Genomic DNA, 22,517 nt, shown 5'->3' with positions numbered 1-22,517 from the left:
GACCGACCGCCTGCGAGCGATGTAAGGATCGAAAAAGGAATTTTCCGGATGAACGACGCTGATTTCTTGACGAAACCGTTTGAAGATCTCGATGGCGAGGGTCGCCGCAAGATCGCGCAGCATTTCCAAAGCAACGCCTATCCCAAGGGTTTCAAGTGGAATTGGAAAGACGTTCATCACAATCGCGTCGCGCTGGTTAATTATGTCCTGCGCAAACTGCCGATGGATTGCGCCTATCTGGAAATCGGCTGCGGCGGCAATGACCTGTTCGATGCACTGCCGATCAGCGACAAGACCGGAGTCGATCCGGTCAAGGGCGGCACGGTTCGTCTGACGTCAGACGATTTCTTTGACACCAATAGCAAGAAGTTTGACTTCATCTGGATCGACGGGCTGCATGAATACACCCAAGTCCACCGCGATTTGATCAACGCGCTGGCCTGCCTGAAACCGGGCGGCTGGATCGCGCTGCATGATCTGATGCCGACCAACTGGAAACAGGAACACATGCCCCGCATGCATCTGGGGTGGACCGGCGATGTGTGGAAGGTCGCGATGGAAATCGCGGCGACGCAGGGGCTCGATTTCCGGCTGGTGCTGATCGACCACGGCGTCGGCCTGTTGCAGGTCGATCCGGGTGCCGAACCGCTGGCGGATATGGAGAGCGAATTGCTGAACGAAAGGTTCGGCTGGCTGTACGAAAACATCGACCGCCTGCCTCTGGCCGAATGGGACGAGGCGGTGGCCTGGATTGACAGCCGCGCCCCGTCCTGACGGCAATATCGCGCAGATCGCCCCAGATCGACGACAACCAAACCCGGTGCAGATACGATAACGCGCCGGATTCGCAATTTCACGATCCCTCGATACCACCACAGGAGCCTTCATGACCCTTTTGATCTTTGGCAAGACCGGTCAGGTGGCGCAAGAGCTGCATCGCCTTGCGCCCGAAGCGGTGTATCTGGGACGCGACAGCGCTGATCTGTCCGATCCAGAGGGTTGTGCCGAAGCGATCCGAACCCACCGCCCTGTGGCGGTGATCAACGCCGCCGCCTATACCGCAGTGGATAAGGCCGAATCCGACGAGCCGCTGGCGACCACAGTCAACGGCACAGCCCCCGGCGCGATGGCGCGGATCTGTGCCAAACTCGGGATTCCTTTCGTCCATATCTCGACCGACTATGTTTTTGACGGTCAGGGATCCGATCCTTTCGCCGCAGATCACCCCACCGCGCCATTGGGGGCCTATGGTCGCTCAAAACTCGCGGGCGAAGAGGCGGTGTGCGCAGGGGGCGGCACATATGGCATCCTGCGCACATCCTGGGTCTTTTCCGCACACGGCGGCAACTTCGTCAAAACGATGCTCAGACTGGCCGAAACCCGCGATGCGTTGAACGTCGTCAATGACCAGATCGGCGGCCCAACCCCCGCCGCCGCCATCGCCGCCGCCTGTCTGACCATGGCCGAGGCACTGCGCGCTGGCGCCGACAAATCGGGCATCTATCACTTTTCCGGCTCCCCGGATGTGAGCTGGGCCGGGTTTGCGACCGAGATTTTCGCACAGGCGGGCAAACCTGTGACTGTCACCGGCATCCCTGCCCGCGACTATCCGACGCCTGCGCCCCGCCCCGCCAATTCACGGATGAACTGCGACAGCCTGACACGGACTTTTGGCATCGAGCGGCCCGACTGGCGCGCAGGACTGCGGGATGTGCTTGAAGAACTTAATCGTGCCAACTGATACGCACCGGACTACAACGCAGGCGCGTAAGCCTTACCATCGTGCGAGGGATGACTAGGCGTTGTTCGATACCGTCACGCAATAGCATTCCGACGATATCCCACGTTACAGCGAAACTCGCGGCCCCGACGGGCTGATGCGACAACCCGATTGAACCAGGAACAGATTTCATGACGCAACAGACATCCACCGGCCGCAAAGGCATCATTCTGGCAGGCGGCTCGGGCACCCGGCTTTATCCGATCACTCAGGGGGTCAGCAAACAGCTGCTGCCGGTCTATGACAAACCGATGATCTATTACCCGCTGTCGCTGCTGATGCTGGCGGGAATCCGCGACATCGCCATGATCACCACCCCGCAGGACGCCGACCAGTTCAAACGCACGCTCGGCGACGGCAGCCAGTGGGGCGTCTCGCTGACCTATATCGAACAGCCCAGCCCCGATGGCCTGGCGCAGGCCTATATCCTCGCCGAGGAATTCCTTGACGGAGCCTCAAGCGCGATGGTGCTGGGCGACAACATCTTCTTTGGCCACGGTCTGCCCGAACTGCTGGCCGAGGCCGACGCCCAGACCACCGGCGGATCGGTCTTTGGTTATCACGTGGCCGATCCCGAGCGCTATGGCGTGGTTGCGTTTGACGCCGACGGGCAGGCAAAAGCGATCATCGAGAAACCGGAGAATCCGCCGTCGAACTATGCCGTGACCGGGCTGTATTTCCTCGACGGAACCGCACCACAGCGGGCCCGTTCGGTTAAACCTTCGGACCGTGGCGAGCTTGAGATCACCACATTGCTGGAACAATATCTGCACGACGGGCAACTGACGGTCAAACGCATGGGGCGCGGTTTTGCCTGGCTGGACACCGGCACCCATGCATCCCTTCTGGATGCGGGCAACTTCGTGCGCACACTGGAGCAGCGGCAGGGCATGCAGACCGGCAGCCCGGATGAGATCGCCTTTGCCAGCGGTTGGATCGACGCCGAAGCCCTGCGCGCCCGCGGTCGCAAGTTCGCCAAGAACCATTATGGTCGTCACCTGCTGTCACTGGCCGACGAACCGGGCTGAGAACGATCGAACAGCGGGCAGGACCACCGGTTGCCGGATTAAATGCACGTTGGCGGAAAGAAGCCGAAAAAACCAGGCGTCTGTCTTGTGAAATGCGCAGACAGACGCCGCGCAATGATTTGATTTCATTGATTTAATGGTGACCCCGAGTGGATTCGAACCACTAACCTGCCCCTTAGGAGGGGGCTGCTCTATCCAGTTGAGCCACGGGGCCGACGCTTGTCGACGTGCAGATCCCTCTTACAACCGCACCGTCAGGCTGTCATCCTGAAACCGCGCCGTTCTGCTTTGACAACCGGGATCGCGACGCGCCGGGGGTGACCATTCGCTTTGCCCATGCGCATGGGGGTTGGAACCTCCCGGCGTTTCCGGCTAAACCGGGCCATACCGCAAAGGATGCGCTGCCAGTGACTCAGGTTCCGCCAATACCGCCCCGCCGCCAACTGACCCTGCGCGACGTCTCTGAAGAATCCGGGGTCAGCGAAATGACGGTCAGCCGCGTGTTGCGCAATCGCGGCGATGTAAGCGAAGCGACCCGCAAAAAGGTGCAGGAAGCCGCGAAACGTATGGGATACGTGCCGAACAAGATCGCCGGCGCTCTGGCTTCGTCGCAAGTAAATCTTGTCGCCGTCATCATCCCCAGCCTGTCGAACATGGTGTTCCCCGAGGTAATGACCGGCATTTCCGAGGTTCTGGACAATACCGATCTGCAACCGGTTGTCGGCGTCACCAACTATCGCCCCGAGCGGGAAGAGGACGTGCTGTACGAGATGTTGTCGTGGCGTCCGTCCGGCGTGATCATCGCCGGGCTCGAACATTCCGACGCTTCGCGGGCGATGCTGCGCGCCAGCGGCATTCCGGTGGTCGAGATCATGGACGTGGACGGCGAGGCTGTGGACAGCGTTGTCGGCATATCGCATCGCCGCGCGGGCCGCGAAATGGCCAATGCGATCGTCAAACAGGGGTACGAGCGTATCGGTTTCCTCGGCACCAAGATGCCGCTGGATTTCCGTGCCCGCAAACGCTTTGAAGGCTTTACCGAGGCTTTGGCCAAGACCGGGCTCGAAGTGGTCGCGCAGGAATTCTATGAAGGCGGCTCGGCTCTGGTGAAGGGCCGCGAGATGACCGAAGCGATCCTCTCGCGCGATCCCGATCTCGATTTCCTGTATTATTCCAACGACATGATCGGCGCCGGCGGGTTGCTGTATTGTCTGGAGAAGGGAATGGATGTGCCGGGACGGATCGGCATGGCCGGGTTCAACGGTGTCGAATTCTTGCGTGGCCTGCCGAAGCAACTGGCCACGATGGATGCAGGACGGGCCGAGATCGGTCGCGCGGCGGCACAGATCATCGTTGACCGCACCACCGGCAAGGACACTCAGGGTGGCAAGCGGATCGAGCTGACGCCAAAACTGCAACCCGGCGATACCCTGCGCCGCTATTAGGTCAGGACGGGCGGAGGCGCGCCGCCGGACCCGCATGTGTTGACGCAGACATCTGATTCGGGCGACCCTTGCAGGGACAACCCGAAGGGAAACTGGATGTATATCGAAGCAATGGTCGCGCCGGTCAAATCTGCCAGCAAAGACGAATATGTCGCCACATCTCAGGCGATGGCGAAACTGTTCAAGCAGCATGGCGCCCTGGCCTATTGCGAATGTTGGGGCTCCGATGTGCCGGATGGCAAACGCACGTCCTTTCCACTCGCCGTGGCGTTGGAAAAGGACGAGACCTGCGCCATCTGCTTTATCACATACCCCGACAAGGCAACGCGGGATTCCTGTATGGAGGCGGTGATGTCCGACCCCGAAGCCGAGGCGATGTTCCAGAGCTTGCCGCTGGACGGGGCGCGGATGATCTTTGGCGGTTTCGAAACAGTCGTATCAGCCTGATCCGCCCCTGCCCGCGATGGAGTGTTCGGGGCTGGGGTCGCCAGATGAGTATTTATGCAAGGAGAAACCGGAGAAGGTCCGGGCTTTCAACGCGCTGAGCGCGTGCCGATGACCAGGTGGATTTCAACAGCCGCCTTCGCTGAGGCAGGATTGCATCCGGGACAGAAGTTCCGCATCCGGAGTGTCAAAAACCATTCCCGGACAGGCGGTGACCGACAGGTGATAGCCGTCATCCCGCCGTTCAAGAAAGGCAAGTTGATCGGTCTTTTCCGACAAACTGCCGCACCACGGGCCAAGACACTCGACATCCAGCGTCACGGGTATCGCCAACGGAGTGGTGAACCCGTCGGTGGTCAGACCGCTGCCGGTGAACCGTGCGGGCAGGCTCGCGCCTGATGCGTTGGGCTGATCCCCGCCACTGGCCGTCATGGGCATACGGGTCGTGTCAAAAGCAAAGCTTCCGTGGACCACGATATAGGGTTCTGCCGCCTCGAACGCCCGGGCAAAGCTGCGCTCTGGGTCGGGGCGGACACAGGACAGGGCGAAAGACGGGCCCGCAATGGCGATCAGGGTCAGAGTCAGCGCCAGAGATTGCGCCAGCGTCTGGACGTCCATGCGGGCGGCGGCGATCATATCTGATCTCCCAGAGATTGCAGGACACTGGCATAGACCGCCCGTTTGAATGGCACGATCTGTTCAACCAGTTGCGACTTGTCCAACCAGCGCCATTCAGAAAATTCAGCAGGCGGACGGGAAATGTCGATCTGGTCATCACGGCCGAGAAACCGCATGAGAAACCAGCGCTGTTCCTGCCCTCGGTACCGGCCTTTCCACACTCTTGGAACCAGATCCTGAGGCAGATCATAGGTGATCCAGTCCGGCGTTTCCGCCTCGATCCGCACCAGATCGGGGGTTACGCCGGTTTCTTCGCCCAACTCGCGCAGGGCGGCGGCGCGAGGATCTTCGCCCGCGTCGATCCCGCCCTGAGGCATCTGCCAAGCGGCCTGACTGTTGTCGATCCGCTGACCCACGAAAATGCCGCCCCGACTGTTGACCAGCATCACCCCGACACAGGGGCGATAGGGCAAACGGGCGATGTCGTCGGGCGTCATGCCGAAGCCCTGACAGTTGGGTTTGCGCGTCTCGCGTCCACCGCAGGGCGTTGGCAATAACGTCCAGTCCCGCTGCCGTTCAGCACGTTGCGCAGGAGTAGCGCCCCGAACAGATCGGGGCGCGGTTTCACATCACTTGGCATCCGGACCCAGTGCCGACAGGCCCTTCAGAATATCGATGGCATAGGCCAGCTGATAATCATCATCGCGCAGCTTGGCCGCGTCTTCGGCCTTTTTCTGTTCCTCCAGAATGATCTTGCGCTCGTCCTCGGACACCGAATCGTTGGTGATTGCGCCGCGCAGGTCGGCCTCGGTCCGGTTGCGGTTGACCGGTGCTTCCTCGTCGGTCTCAGGCTGGCGCGGCGGTTGGGCCACAACAATATCGGGCGACACGCCAAGCGATTGGATCGACCGGCCCGACGGGGTGTAATACCGCGCCGTGGTCAACCGCATCGCGCCGTCACCGCGCAGCGGCATGACCGTTTGCACCGATCCCTTACCAAAGGATTTGGTTCCGATCACGATGGCGCGGCGGTGGTCCTGCAACGCACCCGCAACGATTTCCGACGCCGAAGCCGAGCCGCCATTGATCAGAACGACCACCGGTTTGCCCTGAGCAAGATCGCCCGGTGTGGCATTGTACCTGTCGCTGTCGACCGGATCGCGGCCACGTGTGCTGACGATTTCGCCGGTTTCAAGGAAGGCATCGCTGATCCGGATCGCCTCAGTCAAAAGGCCACCGGGGTTGTTGCGCAGGTCGATGACGAACCCGTTGACCTTGTCGATCCCGCCCGCTTCCTCGACCTGTTTCTTCAACCCTTCTTCAAGATTGGGAAAGGTCTGGTCGTTGAAGGTGGTGATCCGCAGAACAACAGATTCGCCTTCGGTACGGGTGCGCACCGCGGTCAGTTTGATCGTGTCGCGGATGATCGAAATTTCGATCGGGTCGGTTGTGCCCTCCCGCATCACGGTGATCACGATTTCGCTGCCGATCGGGCCGCGCATCAATTCGACCGCATCGTCCAGCGTCAGCCCCAGAACCGAATCGCCGTTCACATGGGTGATGAAATCGCCGGCCTCGACGCCAGCTTCGTCTGCCGGGGTGCCATCCATCGGTGACACGACCTTGACGAAGCCTTCTTCCTGGGTGACCTCGATCCCCAAACCACCGAATTCGCCCCGCGTTTGCACCCGCATCGCCGCTGCGTCGTCGGGCGACAAATAGGATGAATGCGGATCAAGTGAGGTGAGCATACCATTGATCGCCGCTTCGATCAGATTCTTGGCGTCAACTTCGGTCACATATTGCGCGCGGATCCGTTCGAAGATGTCGCCAAACAGGTCAAGCTGTTCATAGACGCTGCCATTGCGCTCTTTTTCCTGCGCGATCAACGGGCCGGCGATCTGTGTCGTCAGAAGAAGGCCTGCCAGCGTGCCGCCAATTGCCGCGATTGCGAATTTTCTCATCTGTCGATCATTCCTCATCCATTCGGAACCAAAGGGCCGGGTCCATCGGATCTTGCCCGTCTCTCAGTTCGATATAAAGCGTTTCCCGGTCCGATTGACCATCCTCATTGACACTTTGCGACGGGATAAGCGGGGAATCCGACGATCCGGTCCCCCCCATCAAACCCACCGGCGCATCCGCAGGGATCACCTGCCCCGTCTCACCATAGACCCGATCCATCCCCGCCAGAACCAGAAGATAGCCCGGTGCGGGTTCAAGGATCATCACGTTTCCGTAGTCGAGCAGCGGCCCGCGATACCGGATCGTCGCGGGCCAGGGTGCGGTGACCAAAGCACCCGGCGCGGTGGCCAGAGTCAGCCCCGGACGGCGGATGCCCGCCGCGTCGGGATCATTGAACCCGGCCGTCACCCTGCCCCGTGCAGGCAGCGCCAGATCGCCCAGCGCATCGGCGAAATCGGGAAGGCTGGCGACGGTTTCATCACGCGGCAGCACGGACAGACCGCTGGCGAATCCTTCCAGCGTTTCGGTCGACTCGATCAATCGCTGCATCTGTTCGTCATCCTCGGTCATCCGACGCGGCAGATCCACCCGGTCCGACACTGCCCGGCTGAGGGCGGTGCGTGCCTTTTGCACCCCGTCCAGCCCCTGTTGCAGCGTGTCCTGGGCACCAGCCTGAAGTGCGCGCAGGGTCGCGATTTCGGTCAGATCGGTCCGCAGGCGTTCCACCTCGGACAACAGGGCGGGTGTCACGGCAGACAATATCATACCGGACCGCGCCGTACCCATCGGGCCGTCAGGGTGCAGCAACAACAACGCCTCGGGGCTCGCCTGCATGGTTTGCAATGCGCCGATCAAACTGCCCAGTCGGGCGTTTTCCCGGTCGAATTGCAGCCTGATCTGTGCCTCGCGGGCACTGGCGCGGCGCAGACCTTCGCGCAGGGCAGATAGCCCGGATTCATAGGCGCGGATCGTTTCGGTCAGCGCCGACACCCGGTCGCGCGAGCCTTCAGCGGCCGTCAGCGTGCGCGCCGCGCGATCCAGCTCCATCACTGCACGGCGCGCAATGTCAGCCGGATCGGCCTGTGCAAAGGCCAGAGCCGGCCACAACAGCAACAGGCACGCCAGCCGGATCATCGTTGAATCAGGCTTTGACCGGTCATCTCGTCCGGCTTGGGCAGGCCCATCAGCTCCAGCAACGTTGGCGCCAGATCGGCCAGCCGACCGTCACGCAAGCGCACCCCATCCGGCCCGCCGATCAGTGCAACAGGTACAAGATTTGTGGTATGCGCGGTGTGCGGTGCGCCGGTGAGCGGATCGACCATGGTTTCGCAATTGCCATGATCGGCGGTCAGGATCATCGCGCCCCCGACCTTTTCCAACGCTGCAACGACCCGCGCCAGCCCCCGGTCGACCGACGCACAGGCCGCCATCGCCGCTTGCAGGTCGCCGGTGTGGCCCACCATGTCGGGGTTGGCATAGTTGCAGACAATCAGGTCATAGCCATGGTCAATCGCATCAACGAAACGGTCGGTCACCTCTTCCGACGACATTTCGGGTTGCAGGTCATAGGTGGCGACCTTGGGCGATTTCGGCATTGCCCGGTCTTCGCCCTCATAGGGGGTTTCACGCCCCCCGTTCAGGAAGAATGTGACGTGGGGATATTTCTCGGTTTCGGCAAGGCGGAATTGGGTTTTGCCATGGGCCGCCACCCATTCACCCAGCGTGTTGACCAGTTTGCGCTTGGGAAACACCGCCTGCATGAAACCGTTGTGCGCCTCGGAATATTCCACCATCCCCAGCATCTGCACGAAATCTGGCCGGGCGGAAACGTCAAAGGCATCGAACTCCGGCTGGCCCAGCGCGGCGAGGATCTCGCGCGCCCGGTCCGCACGGAAGTTCAGGCAGAACAAACCGTCGCCGTCGCGCATCCCGGCATAATCGCCGATCACCGTGGCCGGAATGAATTCATCACTCTTGCCCGCATTGGCGGCTTGAGCGACGGCGTTTGCCGCATCCGTTGCCACCGCGCCTTTAGCCGAAACCATCGCATCGAATGCCGTCTGCACCCTGTCCCATCGGTTGTCGCGGTCCAAGGCAAAGTATCGCCCGGTCACTGTGGCGATCCGCGCGCCTTCGGGCAGACCTGCCGTCAACTCCGCAATAAATCGCGGCGCCGAGCCGGGCGGGACGTCACGTCCGTCGGTCATCGCGTGCAAGACCACGGGCACTCCGGCTGCCGCAATGGTCCGGGCGGCGGCGATAATGTGCGTGATATGGCCATGTACCCCGCCGTCAGAGACCACGCCCATCAGATGCGCAGTGCCGCCGGTGCGTTTCACCGCGTCGATGAAACCGGTCAGGGCGGGGTTGACGGCAAAGCTGCCATCTTCGATTGCCAGATCAATCTGTCCGAGATCCATCGCCACCACGCGCCCTGCGCCGATGTTGGTATGCCCGACTTCGGAGTTGCCCATCTGCCCGCTGGGCAGCCCCACATCGGGGCCATGGGTAATCAGCCGGGCGTTGGGGCAATTCGCCATGATCGCGTCGAACGTCGGGGTCGCAGCCAGCGCCGGGGCGTTGGCCGTGGTATCGGGGTTGATGCCCCAACCATCGAGAATGCACAGAACGACGGGTTTCGGTGTCATGATGCGGCCCTTTCGCGTTTCGCCCCCTTGTTATCGCGGATCCGCGCCGACCGGAACCGGTGCGCCGGGGGATGGCGTGGTTTTCTGAGTATTTGGACAAAGAAGAAACCGGTATGGTGTGAGGCGGCGCCGTTCGGACCGATTTCAGGCCCGATCTGACGTATGATTCAGGCCCGGTGATAGGGCCCGCCGGACAGGATCGATGCTGCGCGGTACAATTGTTCGGCCAGCATCACCCGGACCAGCATGTGCGGCCAGACCATCGCACCAAAAGAAAGCGCATCATCGGCAGAATCGCGCAGTGCCGGGTCGATCCCATCTGCGCCACCAATGACAAAGGCAAGGTCGGACCGGCCCTGATCGCGCCAGAGGATCAGTTGATCGGCGAATTCGGGCGACGAGAAAGTCCGCCCGCGTTCTTCCAACACGCAGGTCAGCGCGCCGTCCGGAATGGCGCGAGAGAGCAACGCACCCTCGCCCGCCATGCCGGTTCCGCGCTTGTCCTCAACCTCGGCCACCTGACAGGGGCCGAGGGACAGGGCGCGGCCAGTCCGGTCGAACCGCGCCAGATAGTCGTCGATCAGCGTCTTTTCGGGGCCGGTGCGTAACCGGCCCACGGCGCAGATGTGCAGCCGCATGAACTCAGACCGGAGTCGTGGTGCTCTGCGGTGCGGTTGGGTTCAGCCACATCTTTTCCAGCTGATAGAATTCGCGCACTTCGGGCCGGAAGACATGGACGATGACGTCGCCCGTATCGATCAGCACCCAGTCGCCGGCTTCTTTGCCTTCGACCTTGGATGCGCGATTGTGGTCTTGTTTCAGGTGATCGACCAGGTTCTGGGAAATCGCCATGACCTGACGCGACGACCGCCCCGAGCAGATGACCATATAGTCACCCATTTCGGAAATGCCGCGCAGATCGACCTGCACCACATCTTCGGCCTTGTCTTCGTCAAGGGATGTCAGGATATGGGCCAGCAATTGTTCGCTGGTCAGTACGGACCCGGTGGCAGTCATGCGCGGGGTCTGGGCGGCCACATGGGCGACCGCATCTTGGGACAGGGACAGGACATCGTCCTCCTCGGTTGCACGCCGATCTGGGCCCCGGCGCAGGGCGTGGAACAGAAATAGCATCGCCGACACGAAATCTCAATGTCATGTGGCGCAGAATCGCCAATTTGCCGCGCCCTGTGGTGCGCGAGCAAGGGCGCGCGGCGCGTCGCGGGTGGCAGCGACCACGGAAACATTGGGATCGGCCGGGATCTGCACCTAGGGGAACCTTGCCGTATCGGCGACGCAAAACTCCAGTCATGATTTGAGTTGCGGGACGGATTGCAGCAATTCCCGTTGACGGACGTTGCCGAGTCGTCGAAGTCGTGCGGGTCGGGAGAACCGTCGGTTCACGCGTCCGGTCACAGGGAAGTGGTTGCGATACGCCGCCTGTCCCGCCCGTCAGATGCCCTTGCGCTGGCGCACCCGGGCGCTTTCACTGACCTTATGCGCCGCCGTGACACTGGCGTGTTCGGAAACGTGAGGCGTGCCGATTTCCCACCATGCGTGTCCTTCGGTCGTCCAACCCTCGTGGGCGTCGACCTGCATGACAATCACGCTGGTCGTTGCCGCGGCCTGCGCGCGTTTGAAGGCTTCGGCCAATTCTGCTGGGTTGGCCACGGTTTCGGCGATTGCCCCCATGGCGCGGGCGTGGGCCTGGAAATCCACGCGCACTTGGTTTGTTGCGGTGGGAGTATCGGCGATCAGATTGTTGAAACTGTCCTGACCGGTGTTGTTTTGCAACTTGTTGATCACCGCGAACCCTCCGTTGTCCAAGACCAGCACGATCAGCTTTTTCTCGGTCAGGACGGAGGAATAGATGTCCGAGTTCATCAACAGGTAACTGCCGTCGCCGCAGAACACGATGGTGTCGCGGTTCGGTTCGGATTCTGACTGCGCGATCCGCGCGCCCCACCCCCCGGCGATTTCATACCCCATGCAGGAGAAACCGAATTCCACGTCAACCGTCCCGATCTTCAGCGTTCGCCAGTTCGCCGTCACCTCGGCGGGCAGGCCCCCCGCCGCTGTGACGATCCGATCCGCCGGGTCGCACAGGGCGTTCACCACGCCGATTGCCTGAGCATAGGAATTGGGCCGATTGCCCGGAGTTATGTTTTCAGCGACATATCCGTTCCATTTCGCGCGCTCGGCCTGTGCGTCACGCAGCCAGTCGCCGGGCGCGCGGTAATCGCCCAATGCGCCATCCAGCGCGGTCAGCCCGAGCATCGCATCACCCACAATCGGCAGCGACATGTGCTTGCCTGCGTCGTGACGCGCCGTGTTCAGCGAAATGAACCGTGCGTCCTGGGCAAAGGCGGTCCAGGATCCGGTGGTGAAATCCTGCAATCGCGATCCGACCGACAGGATCACGTCGGCCCGCTCGGCCAGCCAGTTGCCACTGTCCGATCCGGTGACCCCGACCGGACCAAGGTTGAGCGGATGATCGTTCAGCATATTTGCCCGCCCGGCGATGGTTTCGATCACCGGTATGCCGCGCGCCTCGGCGAAGGCGGTCAATTCTGCCACCGCCCGCGCATATTGCACACCGCCGCCGGCGATGATCGCCGGGCGTTTTGCCGTGGCCAGCAGGGCGGCTGCTTCGGCCACCTCGTCCACATCGGGCGCTTGCCGCCGGATGCGGTGCAATTTTTCATCGAAAAATTCCGCCGGATACTCCCACGCCCACCCCTGCACATCCTGCGGCAAGGCAAGGAACGCCGGGCCGCAATCTGCCGGGTCCAGCATGGTCGCCAGCGCGGCGGGCAGAGATTGAACGACCTGCGCCGGATGGGTGATGCGATCCCAATACCGCGTCACCGCCTTGAACGCGTCGTTCAGACCCAGCGTCGGATTGCCGAAATGCTCAAGCTGCTGCAACACCGGATCGGGAAGGCGCGTCAGGAACGTATCTCCGCACAGCATCAGCATCGGCAACCGGTTGGCATGGGCCAATGCGCTGGCGGTCAGCAGGTTCGCAGCACCCGGCCCCGCGCTGGCCGTGCAGAACATGAATCGCTGGCGCAGATGATATTTGGCATATGCTGCAGCGGCGAACCCCATGCCCTGTTCATTCTGCCCGCGATACAGCGGCAGGACATCGCGACAATCATACAGCGCCTCGCCCAGACAGGTCACATTGCCATGGCCAAATATGCCGAACCCGCCGCCGCACAGCCGTGTGCGCGTCCCGTCGATTTGAATATACTGCGCGGCCAGATAGCGGGTGATCGCTTGCGCCACAGTCAGACGGATGGTTTTCGGTAGGTGGCTCACATCATTCTCCGTACATTCAATACAGATTGGCCATTGACCGGACGCGACTGTCAAGCACAGCACACTTGCAGCCGCGCCGAGTTGGCGTTGAGAGAAAGGGACAACCACATGATCACCATCGGCAATGCGCCCTGCTCATGGGGTGTCGAATTCGCCAAGGATCCGCGCAACCCTGACTGGCGTCGGGTTCTCGCCGAAAACGCCGCAGCGGGATACAGCGGCATCGAACTTGGCCCTGTCGGCTTCATGCCTGAAGATCCCGTCGAATTGGCGGAAGCCTTGGACGAACATGGCCAGACATTGATCGGCGGTGTGGTGTTTCGCGCTTTTCACGATCCGGACCAATGGGACGATGTGATGGACGGTGCGCTGCGCACCTGCCGGGCGCTGAGCGCACATGGCGCGCGTCATCTGGTGCTGATCGATTCAATTTCGCCCCGGCGCGCCCCGACCGCCGGGCGCGCGGATGAGGCCGAACAGATGGACACGGCTGAATGGACCGCCTTTCGCGACCGCATCGCGACGGTGGCAAAAATCGGCACCGAGGATTTCGGCCTGACCGTCGGCATCCACGCCCACGCCGCCGGCTTTGTCGATTTCGAACCCGAGTTGGAGCGTCTTCTGGGCGAGGTGGATGAAAACCACCTGAAAATCTGTTTCGACACCGGGCATCATTCCTATGCCGGCTTCGATCCCGTGGCCTTTATGAAACGGCATATCGAGCGTATCAGTTATATGCATTTCAAGGACATAGACCCCATCGTCAAGGCACAGGTGGTGGCAAATCGCACGGGCTTCTATGACGCCTGCGCTCAGGGGATTTTTTGCAATCTCGGACAGGGCGATGTGGATTTTCCGGCGGTGCGGCAAATCCTGCTGGACAACGGATTTGATGGCTGGTGCACGGTCGAGCAGGATTGCGACCCCGAAGGCCCGTCCAACCCCGTCGAAGATGCCCGGACCAACCGCACCTATCTGCAGTCCATCGGATTCTGAGCGCGGGATCACTCCGGCTGCAAGGCCCGGCACCGGCAACGCTGCCGGGAGTCTGGATCAATCGCCTTTTTTCGCCACAAAAAAGTGATAGCCGGTCAACGCGCCCAACCCTGCAAAGATCATCGCCCAGACCGGCGCACCCTGGGCGAACTCGAATACTGCCCAGACCAAACAGAACCCGGTGATTGCGATGCGGCGCCACAGGGGGCGATAGAACGGGTGATCGAAGTTGAACATCAGATCAGTTCACCGATTGCCACCCGCCGCCCTTCGGCCACCGACCGCAACGCCGCCTCGGCCAACGCCAGCGCCATCAACCCGTCATGACCCGTTGTGGGAACCGGTGCGCCGGTGGTGACGCAGTGAACAAAGGCGGCGATTTCAGCAGCATAGGCGGCAGTATAGCGGGACATGAAGAAATCCAGCAACGGCGGGCGATGGTATCCGTCCCGGTCTGCGATCTCTATCCTTGCCATGTGGGTATTTTCGGCACTGACGCTGCCCAGCGATCCGTGCACCTCGATCCGCTGATCATAGCCATAGGCGGCACGGCGACTGTTGGTGATGACGGCCTGCTTGCCCGATGCCGTGGTCAGGATCACATTCGCACTGTCAAAATCTCCGGCGGCCCCGATGGCGGGATCGACAAGATTTGACGCGGCGGCCATCACATAGGCCACCTCTTCGCCCAGCACCCACCGGGCGACGTCGAAATCATGGATCATCATGTCCCGAAAAATCCCCCCCGAGCGGGCGATATAGTCTACCGGCGGCGGGCCGGGATCGCGGCTGGTCAATGTCACCATTTCGACGGCACCGATCCGACCGGCGTCGATTGCGGATTTCAGCGCGTTGAAATCGGGATCAAAGCGGCGCTGAAACCCGACCATCAGTATGCCCGCGACCCTCTCGACATGGGCCAGACACGCCTTGACCCGGGCAAGATCAAGGTCGACCGGCTTTTCGCAAAATACCGCCTTGCCCGCGCCCGTGAACCTTTCGATCAGATCAGCGTGGGTGTCGGTTGGGGTGCAGATCACCACGGCGTCGACATCGTCGGCGTCTGCGATGGCATCGATGCTGCGGATATCGGCACCAAAGGCGTCACGGACACGGGCGGCGGCCTGTTCTACCGGGTCGGATATCGCAATCAGCGCTGCACCGGGGACCGAGGCGATTGCAGCGGCGTGCACCTGCCCGATGCGGCCGGCACCGAGAATGGCAAATCTTACGGTCATTTTGCAGTCCTTTGCGACGCAACCGGGTTCGTGCAGCACAATAACGCAATGACACGAAACGGAAAGCCGGATCGCAAGGGGTCCTTGGCGGAACCTGACCCCAACGGGGTCTGACCAGACCTTGCGGACGAAACGATCCTTACATTCACCGCGCAGATGCCATCGGACTCTGGTCCGCGATACGGCATCCGGCCGCTGATCGGTGCCCGGAAACAGGCGCGGGGTGGCAAACTGCCGATCAAAAACCCGACACCTCCGGGCTGATTCCGGAACCCGACACGGGTAGAACGCGTTGAGCACCGACGCAGAACAAGGAATTTCAAGATGCTGACAGGTCTGGGCGGTCTGATCGTTTTCGTGCTCGATATTTATGCACTCATCTCAATCATCGGATCAAGAGAATCGACCGGAACCAAAGTGATGTGGATCCTTCTGGTCCTGATCCTGCCGATAATTGGCTTCATTATATGGTATTTTGCGGGGCCGCGCGGTAAGGCGGTTTAACCCTCCAGGAGCACCCATGACGCCAATCTCGCCGCCAACCTCGAAAATCTGGTGGCGGGCGTCCTTGGCGGTCTTCAACGGAATGAACGATCTGAACCTCGGCCTGATTTCGGCGGGTGTGGCTTTCTATGCCATGCTCGCCATTTTTCCGGCTATTGCAGCGATTATTGCGCTTTGGGGCGTGATCGCCGATCCGGTGATCGTCGACGCGCAGGTCCAACTGTTTCGCGGCCTTGTCCCACCCGAGGCCTTTGCCATCCTCGACACTCAGGTGAGCCAACTGGTCCGTGCCAATAACAGCGCCCTGGGATGGGCCACGGCGATTTCGACCGGAGCCGCGCTTTGGTCTTCACGGGCCGGGGTGGCGGCTTTGATCCGGGGGCTGAACGCGATCTATCACGTCTCGAACCGCAACAGTTTCCGCCAGGTCCTTGTCGCGCTTGCGCTCACCTTTGCGCTGATCGGAATGGTGCTGGTCGCCCTTGCATCGGTGGTGATCGTTCCCATCGTTCTGGCGTTCCTGCCGTTGGGGCCGCTGATGCAACTGGCGCTGTCTTCGGTACGCTGGATTGTCGCCGGTGCCGTGGTCATGTTCGGGCTTGGCGTGATCTATCGCTATGGTCCGAACCGGCGGCGGTCACGCCCGGCATGGTTCACATCCGGGGCTGTCGTTGCTGTGGTGATCTGGGGTCTGGCGTCCTATGGATTCTCGCTGTACCTCGCCAATTTCGGAAAATACAACGAGATCTACGGGGCTCTTGGCGCCGTTATCGCGCTTTTGATGTGGTTCTATATCAGCGCTTATGTCGTCTTGCTGGGTGCGTCCCTGAATGCCGAACTGGACCGTGCGCGCCTGCGGATGACCTCGTTTGGAGCAGAGCCGACAGCGCGCGCGCCTCTGCCAGACCCGCCTGCCGCAGATGAATTAATCTGACAGCTACATCAGCGGGCGCATCTCGGGTTCTTCGTGTTCGATCTGCGCGATCCGGGCCAGTGCATCAATATCCATCAGATGCAGTTTTCGATCGGCCCAGGACGCAAGTTGCCGCTCGCGCAGCTTTCCCAGCGTCTTGTTGGTGTGGACCAGCGACAGCCCCAGAGCATCCGCCAGATCCTGTTGCCGGTACGGCAGCGGCATGAACTGACCGTCGGTCATCTCAAGAGCCTCGGCCCGTCGGAACATCTTGACCATGGCCCAGGAGATACGCTCGATCGCGGTCCTCTGGCCAATGGTCGCCAGAGCATCACCCAGAAAATTTTCCTCGACGGCCGCCAGCCAGGTCATGTCAAAAGCACGGGAGGGATGGGTCTTGAACAGGTTCCAGACATCGCTGCGGCTGAACACGCACAGCGTCATCGCTGTGGTTGCTTCAACAGAGTGCTTCATTTCGCCCATTATTCCGGCCTGCATCCCGATCAGATCGCCGGGAAAGACAAAGCTGACGACCTGTCGCCGACCGTCAAGAAGCGTCTTATACCGCACGCCCATTCCGCTGAGAGCGGTATAAAGCTGTGGCGAATTCGACCCGTCCATCAAGAGCTGTGTCCCAGGATCTACCGTCAGCTCGCCAGTCTTGAACCGCGACATGAAAGCAACTTCATCGTCAGTCATGGGCGAGAAAATCGATTTCCGGCGCAGGGGACAATTGAAGCATTTCGTCGGCATTCTTGCCTCCTGTCGGTGTCTTGGACGGGGCCATCCCGGCGCCAAGCGAGGATGGACCAGTGCGGTCTGGTGACCGACCATAGCACCCCAGCACCCCAGCACCCCGCGCTGCCGGGAGTTGATTGGCCTGCCAATAACCCAAACCGGAATCCGGTATTTCCCGGCACATAAACCGGTCTAAGACCGCCATCGATGACCCGACGTCGGCAAACCGCAAAAAGACGGCCCGGGAATTTACTCCCCGGGATCAGACCTCTCCTCCACCGTGCGCTCTATGCCAAAGACAGGCACAGAGAATCCTTTTGGCTCAGCGCCGCCGCATGGACTTGGCGGCGTCCAATCCGGCCAGAAAGGCGTTTATCAGATCAGTCTGACGAACCGGGGGCGGTGGTGGCGGTGGCGCGGGTGGTACGCTTCGATGAGGCACCGATGTCCGCCGCATCGCGACCAGAGCAAAGGCCAAAAGGCCAACCCCCATGAACACCAACCCAAGGATCAGCGCCGCACTGAGCGCGCCCAGAGCCGCAGCAAGTGCGATCCAAGCGGCCAGCGTCAGAAAGAACACGCCGGTCATGCAGAAAATCAGCGCAATTGCGCCAATGGCGGCGCGCTGTGCGGCACGGCGCAGGTTGGATTGGAAAGCTTGCAGCAGGCTGCTTAACATCAGATCAGCGTCGCGAAGTGATAAGACCGACCAAAAGTCCGAACCCGGCCGCAATCCCCAAAGCCGCAGCGGGGTTGGCACGCACATAATCTTCGGCGGAATTTGCGGTTTCCTGAGCGCGACGCTGCAACTCGGCAACCTGCTCTTCTCCGGCGGCACGGGCGGAACGCGCCTTGGAGCGCACTGTGTCAGCAAGCTCATCGCCCTTGCTTTTGCCAATATCGGTGATTGTTTCGGTCAGCAATGCGATGTCCAGCTTAAGCTGGTCGATCTGCATCGAAAGATCTTCGGGGGTCGGGGTCTTGGTCGTGGCCATGGTGGAGCTCCTCAGAATTTCTGTGTCATCAACGCCCGAAACACCGAACGGTTCCGCGCTGCAGCATGAATTGTCGCACCAGGGAACAATCTGCCCGTCGCGGCGGTTTTACGTGTAACCACCTGTAACCCGGGCCCGAGAGTAAGGCCCGTAAAATCGGGCCGGTCCACCATCAAAGGAAATAATCCATGCTCAGATGGGCACTGGCTTTTCTTATTATTGCGCTGGGCGCGGCCGCTTTTGGATTTGGCGGCGCCACAGGTTTGTACGGCACACTGGCCCGCGCAGTCTTTTATCTGTTTCTGTTCCTGTCTGTCGGCACGTTGGCGGGGCGTGTGGCCGGACGCCCGGACCGCCGATAAAAAAACACCCCGCCCGGATATCGGACGGGGTGCTTCCAATACTGGCGCGATCGTCAAACCGGATCAGACCGGCGATTTAAGCGTTTCCGTACTGGAGAAGAACATCGCCTGACTGACGGCAGAGCGCACCTGCTCTTCCGAATACGGCTTCGAGATCAGAAATGCCGGTTCGGGCTTGTCTCCTGTAAGCAGCCGTTCGGGGAAAGCGGTGATGAAAATCACCGGGATATTATCGAACTGCGCCAGAAGATCGTTCACCGCATCAATGCCCGACGAATTGTCGGCCAGCTGAATATCGGCCAAGATCAGATCGGGCCGTTCGCGGCTGCCCAGTTCGACGGCCGCTTTGCGGGTCCGGGCGATGCCGGTAACCGAATGGCCCATCTCGGAGACGATGGAGTGAATATCCATGGCGATGATCGCCTCATCTTCGATGATCATCACCTTGCCAGCCATGGATCTTTCCATTTCGGCAATCGCAACCGCAGCCAGTTCGCCCGCCTCGTCCGCGGTGATCTCCATGATCTGCCCGACTTCGGCATAGGTGAAGGATTCGATTGTCGACAGCAACAGAACCTCGCGACTGTTGTTGGTCAGCCCCGCCATATGGTCGAGCGCCGCGGATTCCAGCCGTGTCGCCGGCGCTTCAGTATCGGCAGTAGGCGCACCAGATGTCGCCCAGATCAGGTGAAACGCCCGGAAAAGCGCCACTTTTGGCTGAAGATGCGACTGGAAAATCGACCGGTCGATCAGAATTGCCTCAAGAGTGGCGGCAGCATAACGATCGCCGGTCTCCTGACTGCCGGTGAGTGCGCGTGCATAGCGGCGCAGATATGGCAGATCATCGCCGATCTGCCCCGAAAGATCGTCAACGTGAATTTGAGCAGTCATCCGAACCCTGATCCTTTTATTTTTAGAAACGTTCGGAACCAAACGCCGACGGTGGCGTTTGGTTCCGAAGCGCGCAGAATAATGATGAGAGCTAGATCAGATTATGGACCCTGCCAAGGAACCCTCGAACGTAATGAAGCAGATCGATGAAAACTTGCGGCGGGTTTACCGCGAAGTTGAAAAGAACGAGGTACCGGACCGGTTCAAGGATCTGCTGAACAAGCTGCGCGAGCAGGAACCGCCCAAATGACGGAACACCGCGACCCGCGGGATGAATTGATCGATCACTTGCCAGCGCTGCGTGCTTTTGCGATGTCATTGACTCGAAATTCATCCGCCGCCGACGATCTTGTGCAGGACACAATTGAAAAGGCGTGGAAAAACATCACCAGCTTTACACCCGGCACAAATCTGCGCGCCTGGCTGTTCACGATCCAGCGCAACGCGTTCTATTCGTCGCGCCGCAAGGTCAAACGCGAGGTCGAGGATATTGACGGCATCATGGCCGGCAATCTTGCCGAAAAACCGGCCCATGACGGACGGCTGGCGTTGAACGATTTCCGCAAGGCTTTTGACAAACTGCCAGTTGAGCAACGCGAGGCGTTGATTCTGGTCGGCGGCTCGGGTTTTGCTTACGAGGAAGCGGCGGCAATGTGCGGCGTTGCCGTCGGCACGATCAAGAGCCGGGCCAATCGCGGGCGCAAGAAACTGGCCGAACTCCTGCATCTGGAAGAGGGAGAGGATCCGACCATTTCCGACGCCAACAATGCCTCGGTGCTTTCTGCGCCGCGCAACGGCTGAAATGGTTCCCGGCGCTCTGGGATTTGCGCGGCTTGACAGGCTTGGCGTGCGGTTGGTTCTCCTGCTGGGGCTGGCTCTTTTGCCCGTCGGCATCATGACGATGATGCAGACCTGGCGGGTGCTGTCCGAGGCGAACCGCCGCGTCGATTCATCCCTTTTGGGCGAAAGTCTGAATGCCTCTGCCGTCGAACGCCGCGTCATTACTCGGATGATCGGTCTGGCGGATTCACTGGCTTTGAACCTGCCCGAAATGATGGACGACACATCGTCGTGCAGCGCCTATATGGTCCGCATGGTGCGGGATACGCCGATCATCAACTTTGCGGGCTTCACCGATACCACGGGCCAGTTGGTTTGCGGATCCCAGCGGGTCGGGCAGCAGGTTGCCGAACCCGACGTCGCCCTGATGTTCTCCAATGACACAGAGGGCTCGGTCAGAGTTGCCGAACGTACTGCGATCACCGACGCGGCCTCGATCCTGATCCGTAAATCGGTGCGCGACGCTTCCATGCAGCCGATCGGTTACGTCACTCTTGCCCTGCCGTTCAACAGCGTGACCCTGGAACGGGATATCGAAGGCAATCAGGTCAATGCCATCGACATTCTGACATTCGACAGTCAGGGAATTCCGCTGATCTCGGACGTTGGACTTGAAACCGTCGAAAAGCGGATTCCGGCCAACCGCGCCCTTGTCAATCTGACCACCGACACCGGAATTGTGTTTCAGGATTTCGACAAGGCGGGGCGCGAACGGATTTATACTGTGGTGCCGCTGGTTCCAGGGCAGGTCTATACTCTTGGAATATGGTCGGTCGAAACCTGGCGGATCGGCGTCGGCGGTTATGTCGCGGCGATGCTGTTTCCGCTGCTGATGTGGCTGGCAAGCCTTGCCGTCGCCTATATCGCCGTGCACCGGTTGGTCATCCGCCACATCCGCAGCCTGCGCCGAAATATTCGCACCTTTGCCGCCACGCGCCGGATCCGCATCGATGATGGCCGCGACGTGCCAGCCGAACTGCGCGAGGTGATGGATGCATTTTCCCAGATGACCGAACAGATCCTGCTGGACGAGGCGGATCAAGAAAACCTGCTGCATGAAAAGGACGTGTTGCTGAAAGAGGTGCATCACCGGGTCAAGAACAACCTGCAACTGATCGCGTCGATGACCAACATGCAGATCCGCCGCGCCCAGCACGGCGAAACCAAATTCATGCTGCGCCGCCTGCAGGACCGGGTGATGGGTCTGGCGACCGTGCATCGCAATCTGTATCAGGCGGCTGTCCTGTCCGAAGTGCGGGCCGACACCCTGATTTCCGAGCTTGCGCGGCAGCTGGCAAATTCGTCGATCGTGCCCGGCAAACGGATCGACTTTACGCTCGAAACCGAACCTGTGCTGCTCTATCCCGATCAGGCGGTGCCCCTGTCGCTTATGTTGACCGAGGCCGTGACCAATGCCTTCAAATATCTCGGCCAGCCCGAGACCGGGAACCCTTGGGTTTCGGTGATCCTGCGCAAATTGGAACAGGACACCAGCGGCGCTGCGAAAATCGAACTGATCATTGCCAACAGCACTGGCCCCTTTGTGATCGAGCAGCAAAACCAAGCGGTCTCCGGCCTCGGGTCACAGTTGATCAGCGCGTTTGTGATGCAACTGGGCGGCGTAAGCAGCGCCAATGAAGACAACGGGGTGTATTCCGTTGGCGTCACCTTCGAGACTGCGGATTTCACCGACGATCCCGACACCGGATCCAACCGCAGTTCGGGCAGTTCGGCAGGCTGACCCAAAGGGGGCGAGGATCACGATCCGCCGGGCCCTGCCCCCTTACG

At 60.8% G+C, this 22,517-nt stretch carries 26 protein-coding genes and 1 tRNA gene; 12 read left to right on the top strand and 15 right to left on the bottom strand.

Features of this window, described 5'->3' with window-relative positions:
• Positions 1-48: 48 nt before the first annotated feature.
• The 3 genes from FQ320_RS10220 to rfbA all read left to right on the top strand — a co-directional run bounded on the left by FQ320_RS10220 (position 49) and on the right by rfbA (position 2,808).
• Positions 49-774 (top strand): class I SAM-dependent methyltransferase, encoded by a 726-nt coding sequence (locus FQ320_RS10220; RefSeq protein ID WP_148471830.1) that lies wholly within the window; start codon positions 49-51, stop codon positions 772-774.
• Between the two features lie 112 nt (positions 775-886).
• Positions 887-1,741, top strand: coding sequence for a dTDP-4-dehydrorhamnose reductase (gene rfbD / locus FQ320_RS10215; protein ID WP_148471828.1), 855 nt, complete (start codon positions 887-889; stop codon positions 1,739-1,741).
• A 170-nt stretch (positions 1,742-1,911) separates the two neighbouring features.
• A complete protein-coding gene (gene rfbA, locus FQ320_RS10210; protein WP_148471826.1) occupies positions 1,912-2,808 on the top strand; it encodes a glucose-1-phosphate thymidylyltransferase RfbA in 897 nt (298 codons plus the stop codon).
• Positions 2,809-2,945: 137 nt separating this feature from the next.
• On the opposite strand, the gene FQ320_RS10205 is transcribed toward rfbA, so the two are convergent.
• Positions 2,946-3,022, bottom strand: a tRNA-Arg gene (locus FQ320_RS10205).
• 193 nt (positions 3,023-3,215) lie between these two features.
• On the opposite strand from FQ320_RS10205, the gene FQ320_RS10200 reads away from it, so the two are divergent.
• Positions 3,216-4,253, top strand: coding sequence for a LacI family DNA-binding transcriptional regulator (locus FQ320_RS10200; RefSeq protein WP_255509458.1), 1,038 nt, complete (start codon positions 3,216-3,218; stop codon positions 4,251-4,253).
• A gap of 96 nt (positions 4,254-4,349) precedes the next feature.
• Positions 4,350-4,700 (top strand): DUF1428 domain-containing protein, encoded by a 351-nt coding sequence (locus tag FQ320_RS10195; protein ID WP_148471824.1) that lies wholly within the window; start codon positions 4,350-4,352, stop codon positions 4,698-4,700.
• Between the two features lie 123 nt (positions 4,701-4,823).
• Here FQ320_RS10195 and FQ320_RS10190 read toward each other — a convergent pair whose 3' ends face one another.
• From FQ320_RS10190 to iolD, 8 genes are all read right to left on the bottom strand, one after another.
• Positions 4,824-5,333, bottom strand: coding sequence for a hypothetical protein (locus tag FQ320_RS10190; protein ID WP_148471822.1), 510 nt, complete (start codon positions 5,331-5,333; stop codon positions 4,824-4,826).
• Entirely contained in the window at positions 5,330-5,812 is a 483-nt protein-coding gene (locus tag FQ320_RS10185; RefSeq protein ID WP_148471820.1) for an RNA pyrophosphohydrolase, read from the bottom strand. Before FQ320_RS10185 ends, FQ320_RS10190 begins: the two co-directional genes overlap by 4 nt.
• 132 nt (positions 5,813-5,944) lie before the next feature.
• Positions 5,945-7,279 carry a S41 family peptidase gene (locus FQ320_RS10180; protein ID WP_148471818.1) on the bottom strand — a complete coding sequence of 445 codons (1,335 nt, stop codon included), beginning with the start codon at positions 7,277-7,279 and terminating at the stop codon, positions 5,945-5,947.
• Between the two features lie 7 nt (positions 7,280-7,286).
• Entirely contained in the window at positions 7,287-8,414 is a 1,128-nt protein-coding gene (locus tag FQ320_RS10175; RefSeq protein ID WP_148471816.1) for a murein hydrolase activator EnvC, read from the bottom strand.
• Positions 8,411-9,931: a 2,3-bisphosphoglycerate-independent phosphoglycerate mutase gene (gene gpmI, locus FQ320_RS10170; RefSeq protein ID WP_148471814.1), complete on the bottom strand. Its 1,521-nt coding sequence runs from the start codon at positions 9,929-9,931 to the stop codon at positions 8,411-8,413. Before gpmI ends, FQ320_RS10175 begins: the two co-directional genes overlap by 4 nt.
• Before the next feature lie 164 nt (positions 9,932-10,095).
• Entirely contained in the window at positions 10,096-10,566 is a 471-nt protein-coding gene (gene rlmH, locus FQ320_RS10165; protein ID WP_148471812.1) for a 23S rRNA (pseudouridine(1915)-N(3))-methyltransferase RlmH, read from the bottom strand.
• Positions 10,567-10,570: 4 nt separating this feature from the next.
• Positions 10,571-10,945 carry a ribosome silencing factor gene (gene rsfS, locus FQ320_RS10160; protein WP_148471917.1) on the bottom strand — a complete coding sequence of 125 codons (375 nt, stop codon included), beginning with the start codon at positions 10,943-10,945 and terminating at the stop codon, positions 10,571-10,573.
• 435 nt (positions 10,946-11,380) lie between these two features.
• Positions 11,381-13,252: a 3D-(3,5/4)-trihydroxycyclohexane-1,2-dione acylhydrolase (decyclizing) gene (gene iolD, locus FQ320_RS10155; protein ID WP_148471810.1), complete on the bottom strand. Its 1,872-nt coding sequence runs from the start codon at positions 13,250-13,252 to the stop codon at positions 11,381-11,383.
• A 108-nt stretch (positions 13,253-13,360) separates the two neighbouring features.
• Between iolD and FQ320_RS10150 the strand changes: the two genes are divergently transcribed.
• Complete coding sequence (locus FQ320_RS10150) at positions 13,361-14,248, top strand: TIM barrel protein (RefSeq protein ID WP_148471808.1); 888 nt, start codon at positions 13,361-13,363, stop codon at positions 14,246-14,248.
• A gap of 57 nt (positions 14,249-14,305) precedes the next feature.
• Here the strand turns inward: FQ320_RS10150 and FQ320_RS10145 are convergent, their stop codons facing one another.
• The gene (locus tag FQ320_RS10145) at positions 14,306-14,485 is read right to left on the bottom strand and encodes a DUF3329 domain-containing protein (protein WP_148471806.1); all 180 of its coding nucleotides are present in this window, start codon (positions 14,483-14,485) and stop codon (positions 14,306-14,308) included.
• Positions 14,485-15,486 carry an inositol 2-dehydrogenase gene (gene iolG, locus FQ320_RS10140; protein WP_148471804.1) on the bottom strand — a complete coding sequence of 334 codons (1,002 nt, stop codon included), beginning with the start codon at positions 15,484-15,486 and terminating at the stop codon, positions 14,485-14,487. Before iolG ends, FQ320_RS10145 begins: the two co-directional genes overlap by 1 nt.
• Before the next feature lie 324 nt (positions 15,487-15,810).
• On the opposite strand from iolG, the gene FQ320_RS10135 reads away from it, so the two are divergent.
• Both FQ320_RS10135 and FQ320_RS10130 read left to right on the top strand, forming a co-directional pair.
• Complete coding sequence (locus tag FQ320_RS10135) at positions 15,811-15,990, top strand: PLDc N-terminal domain-containing protein (protein ID WP_148471802.1); 180 nt, start codon at positions 15,811-15,813, stop codon at positions 15,988-15,990.
• 16 nt (positions 15,991-16,006) lie between these two features.
• Positions 16,007-16,924, top strand: coding sequence for a YihY/virulence factor BrkB family protein (locus tag FQ320_RS10130; RefSeq protein ID WP_148471800.1), 918 nt, complete (start codon positions 16,007-16,009; stop codon positions 16,922-16,924).
• A 3-nt stretch (positions 16,925-16,927) separates the two neighbouring features.
• Here FQ320_RS10130 and FQ320_RS10125 read toward each other — a convergent pair whose 3' ends face one another.
• The 3 genes from FQ320_RS10125 to FQ320_RS10115 form a co-directional block, all read right to left on the bottom strand.
• A complete protein-coding gene (locus FQ320_RS10125; RefSeq protein ID WP_148471798.1) occupies positions 16,928-17,656 on the bottom strand; it encodes a Crp/Fnr family transcriptional regulator in 729 nt (242 codons plus the stop codon).
• A gap of 307 nt (positions 17,657-17,963) precedes the next feature.
• The gene (locus FQ320_RS10120) at positions 17,964-18,320 is read right to left on the bottom strand and encodes a phage holin family protein (protein WP_148471796.1); all 357 of its coding nucleotides are present in this window, start codon (positions 18,318-18,320) and stop codon (positions 17,964-17,966) included.
• Between the two features lie 4 nt (positions 18,321-18,324).
• Positions 18,325-18,636: a YqjD family protein gene (locus tag FQ320_RS10115; protein WP_148471794.1), complete on the bottom strand. Its 312-nt coding sequence runs from the start codon at positions 18,634-18,636 to the stop codon at positions 18,325-18,327.
• Between the two features lie 188 nt (positions 18,637-18,824).
• On the opposite strand from FQ320_RS10115, the gene FQ320_RS10110 reads away from it, so the two are divergent.
• Complete coding sequence (locus FQ320_RS10110; RefSeq protein ID WP_148471792.1) at positions 18,825-18,998, top strand: DUF1328 family protein; 174 nt, start codon at positions 18,825-18,827, stop codon at positions 18,996-18,998.
• Positions 18,999-19,061: 63 nt separating this feature from the next.
• On the opposite strand, the gene FQ320_RS10105 is transcribed toward FQ320_RS10110, so the two are convergent.
• A complete protein-coding gene (locus FQ320_RS10105) occupies positions 19,062-19,889 on the bottom strand; it encodes a response regulator (RefSeq protein WP_148471790.1) in 828 nt (275 codons plus the stop codon).
• Positions 19,890-20,022: 133 nt separating this feature from the next.
• Between FQ320_RS10105 and FQ320_RS25645 the strand changes: the two genes are divergently transcribed.
• The 3 genes from FQ320_RS25645 to FQ320_RS10095 are packed head-to-tail and all read left to right on the top strand — an operon-like array spanning position 20,023 to position 22,470.
• Positions 20,023-20,139: a NepR family anti-sigma factor gene (locus tag FQ320_RS25645; protein WP_255509449.1), complete on the top strand. Its 117-nt coding sequence runs from the start codon at positions 20,023-20,025 to the stop codon at positions 20,137-20,139.
• Positions 20,136-20,690: an RNA polymerase sigma factor gene (locus FQ320_RS10100; protein WP_148471788.1), complete on the top strand. Its 555-nt coding sequence runs from the start codon at positions 20,136-20,138 to the stop codon at positions 20,688-20,690. The genes FQ320_RS25645 and FQ320_RS10100 overlap by 4 nt, the downstream gene beginning before the upstream one ends.
• A gap of 1 nt (position 20,691) precedes the next feature.
• Complete coding sequence (locus tag FQ320_RS10095; protein WP_187393854.1) at positions 20,692-22,470, top strand: sensor histidine kinase; 1,779 nt, start codon at positions 20,692-20,694, stop codon at positions 22,468-22,470.
• Positions 22,471-22,517: the final 47 nt, after the last annotated feature.

It is taken from the genome of Oceaniovalibus sp. ACAM 378, from assembly GCF_008085915.1.
Classification (GTDB): Bacteria; Pseudomonadota; Alphaproteobacteria; order Rhodobacterales; family Rhodobacteraceae; genus Oceaniglobus.
This window is presented reverse-complemented; position numbering and strand designations above follow the sequence as displayed.

What these genes read in the sequence shown, in the direction of transcription:
- FQ320_RS10115 (WP_148471794.1), bottom strand. Translation starts at nt 18,636, where the DNA reads ATGGCCACGACCAAGACCCCGACCCCCGAAGATCTTTCGATGCAGATC.
- rlmH (WP_148471812.1), bottom strand. Translation starts at nt 10,566, where the DNA reads ATGCGGCTGCACATCTGCGCCGTGGGCCGGTTACGCACCGGCCCCGAA.
- FQ320_RS10100 (WP_148471788.1), top strand. Translation starts at nt 20,136, where the DNA reads ATGACGGAACACCGCGACCCGCGGGATGAATTGATCGATCACTTGCCA.
- FQ320_RS10220 (WP_148471830.1), top strand. Translation starts at nt 49, where the DNA reads ATGAACGACGCTGATTTCTTGACGAAACCGTTTGAAGATCTCGATGGC.
- rfbA (WP_148471826.1), top strand. Translation starts at nt 1,912, where the DNA reads ATGACGCAACAGACATCCACCGGCCGCAAAGGCATCATTCTGGCAGGC.
- FQ320_RS10120 (WP_148471796.1), bottom strand. Translation starts at nt 18,320, where the DNA reads ATGTTAAGCAGCCTGCTGCAAGCTTTCCAATCCAACCTGCGCCGTGCC.
- FQ320_RS10110 (WP_148471792.1), top strand. Translation starts at nt 18,825, where the DNA reads ATGCTCAGATGGGCACTGGCTTTTCTTATTATTGCGCTGGGCGCGGCC.
- iolG (WP_148471804.1), bottom strand. Translation starts at nt 15,486, where the DNA reads ATGACCGTAAGATTTGCCATTCTCGGTGCCGGCCGCATCGGGCAGGTG.
- FQ320_RS10130 (WP_148471800.1), top strand. Translation starts at nt 16,007, where the DNA reads ATGACGCCAATCTCGCCGCCAACCTCGAAAATCTGGTGGCGGGCGTCC.
- rfbD (WP_148471828.1), top strand. Translation starts at nt 887, where the DNA reads ATGACCCTTTTGATCTTTGGCAAGACCGGTCAGGTGGCGCAAGAGCTG.
- FQ320_RS10095 (WP_187393854.1), top strand. Translation starts at nt 20,692, where the DNA reads ATGGTTCCCGGCGCTCTGGGATTTGCGCGGCTTGACAGGCTTGGCGTG.
- rsfS (WP_148471917.1), bottom strand. Translation starts at nt 10,945, where the DNA reads ATGACTGCCACCGGGTCCGTACTGACCAGCGAACAATTGCTGGCCCAT.
- FQ320_RS10180 (WP_148471818.1), bottom strand. Translation starts at nt 7,279, where the DNA reads ATGAGAAAATTCGCAATCGCGGCAATTGGCGGCACGCTGGCAGGCCTT.
- FQ320_RS10185 (WP_148471820.1), bottom strand. Translation starts at nt 5,812, where the DNA reads ATGACGCCCGACGACATCGCCCGTTTGCCCTATCGCCCCTGTGTCGGG.
- FQ320_RS10125 (WP_148471798.1), bottom strand. Translation starts at nt 17,656, where the DNA reads ATGCCGACGAAATGCTTCAATTGTCCCCTGCGCCGGAAATCGATTTTC.
- FQ320_RS10145 (WP_148471806.1), bottom strand. Translation starts at nt 14,485, where the DNA reads ATGTTCAACTTCGATCACCCGTTCTATCGCCCCCTGTGGCGCCGCATC.
- FQ320_RS10190 (WP_148471822.1), bottom strand. Translation starts at nt 5,333, where the DNA reads ATGATCGCCGCCGCCCGCATGGACGTCCAGACGCTGGCGCAATCTCTG.
- FQ320_RS10105 (WP_148471790.1), bottom strand. Translation starts at nt 19,889, where the DNA reads ATGACTGCTCAAATTCACGTTGACGATCTTTCGGGGCAGATCGGCGAT.
- FQ320_RS10195 (WP_148471824.1), top strand. Translation starts at nt 4,350, where the DNA reads ATGTATATCGAAGCAATGGTCGCGCCGGTCAAATCTGCCAGCAAAGAC.
- FQ320_RS25645 (WP_255509449.1), top strand. Translation starts at nt 20,023, where the DNA reads ATGAAGCAGATCGATGAAAACTTGCGGCGGGTTTACCGCGAAGTTGAA.
- FQ320_RS10135 (WP_148471802.1), top strand. Translation starts at nt 15,811, where the DNA reads ATGCTGACAGGTCTGGGCGGTCTGATCGTTTTCGTGCTCGATATTTAT.
- FQ320_RS10150 (WP_148471808.1), top strand. Translation starts at nt 13,361, where the DNA reads ATGATCACCATCGGCAATGCGCCCTGCTCATGGGGTGTCGAATTCGCC.
- FQ320_RS10175 (WP_148471816.1), bottom strand. Translation starts at nt 8,414, where the DNA reads ATGATCCGGCTGGCGTGCCTGTTGCTGTTGTGGCCGGCTCTGGCCTTT.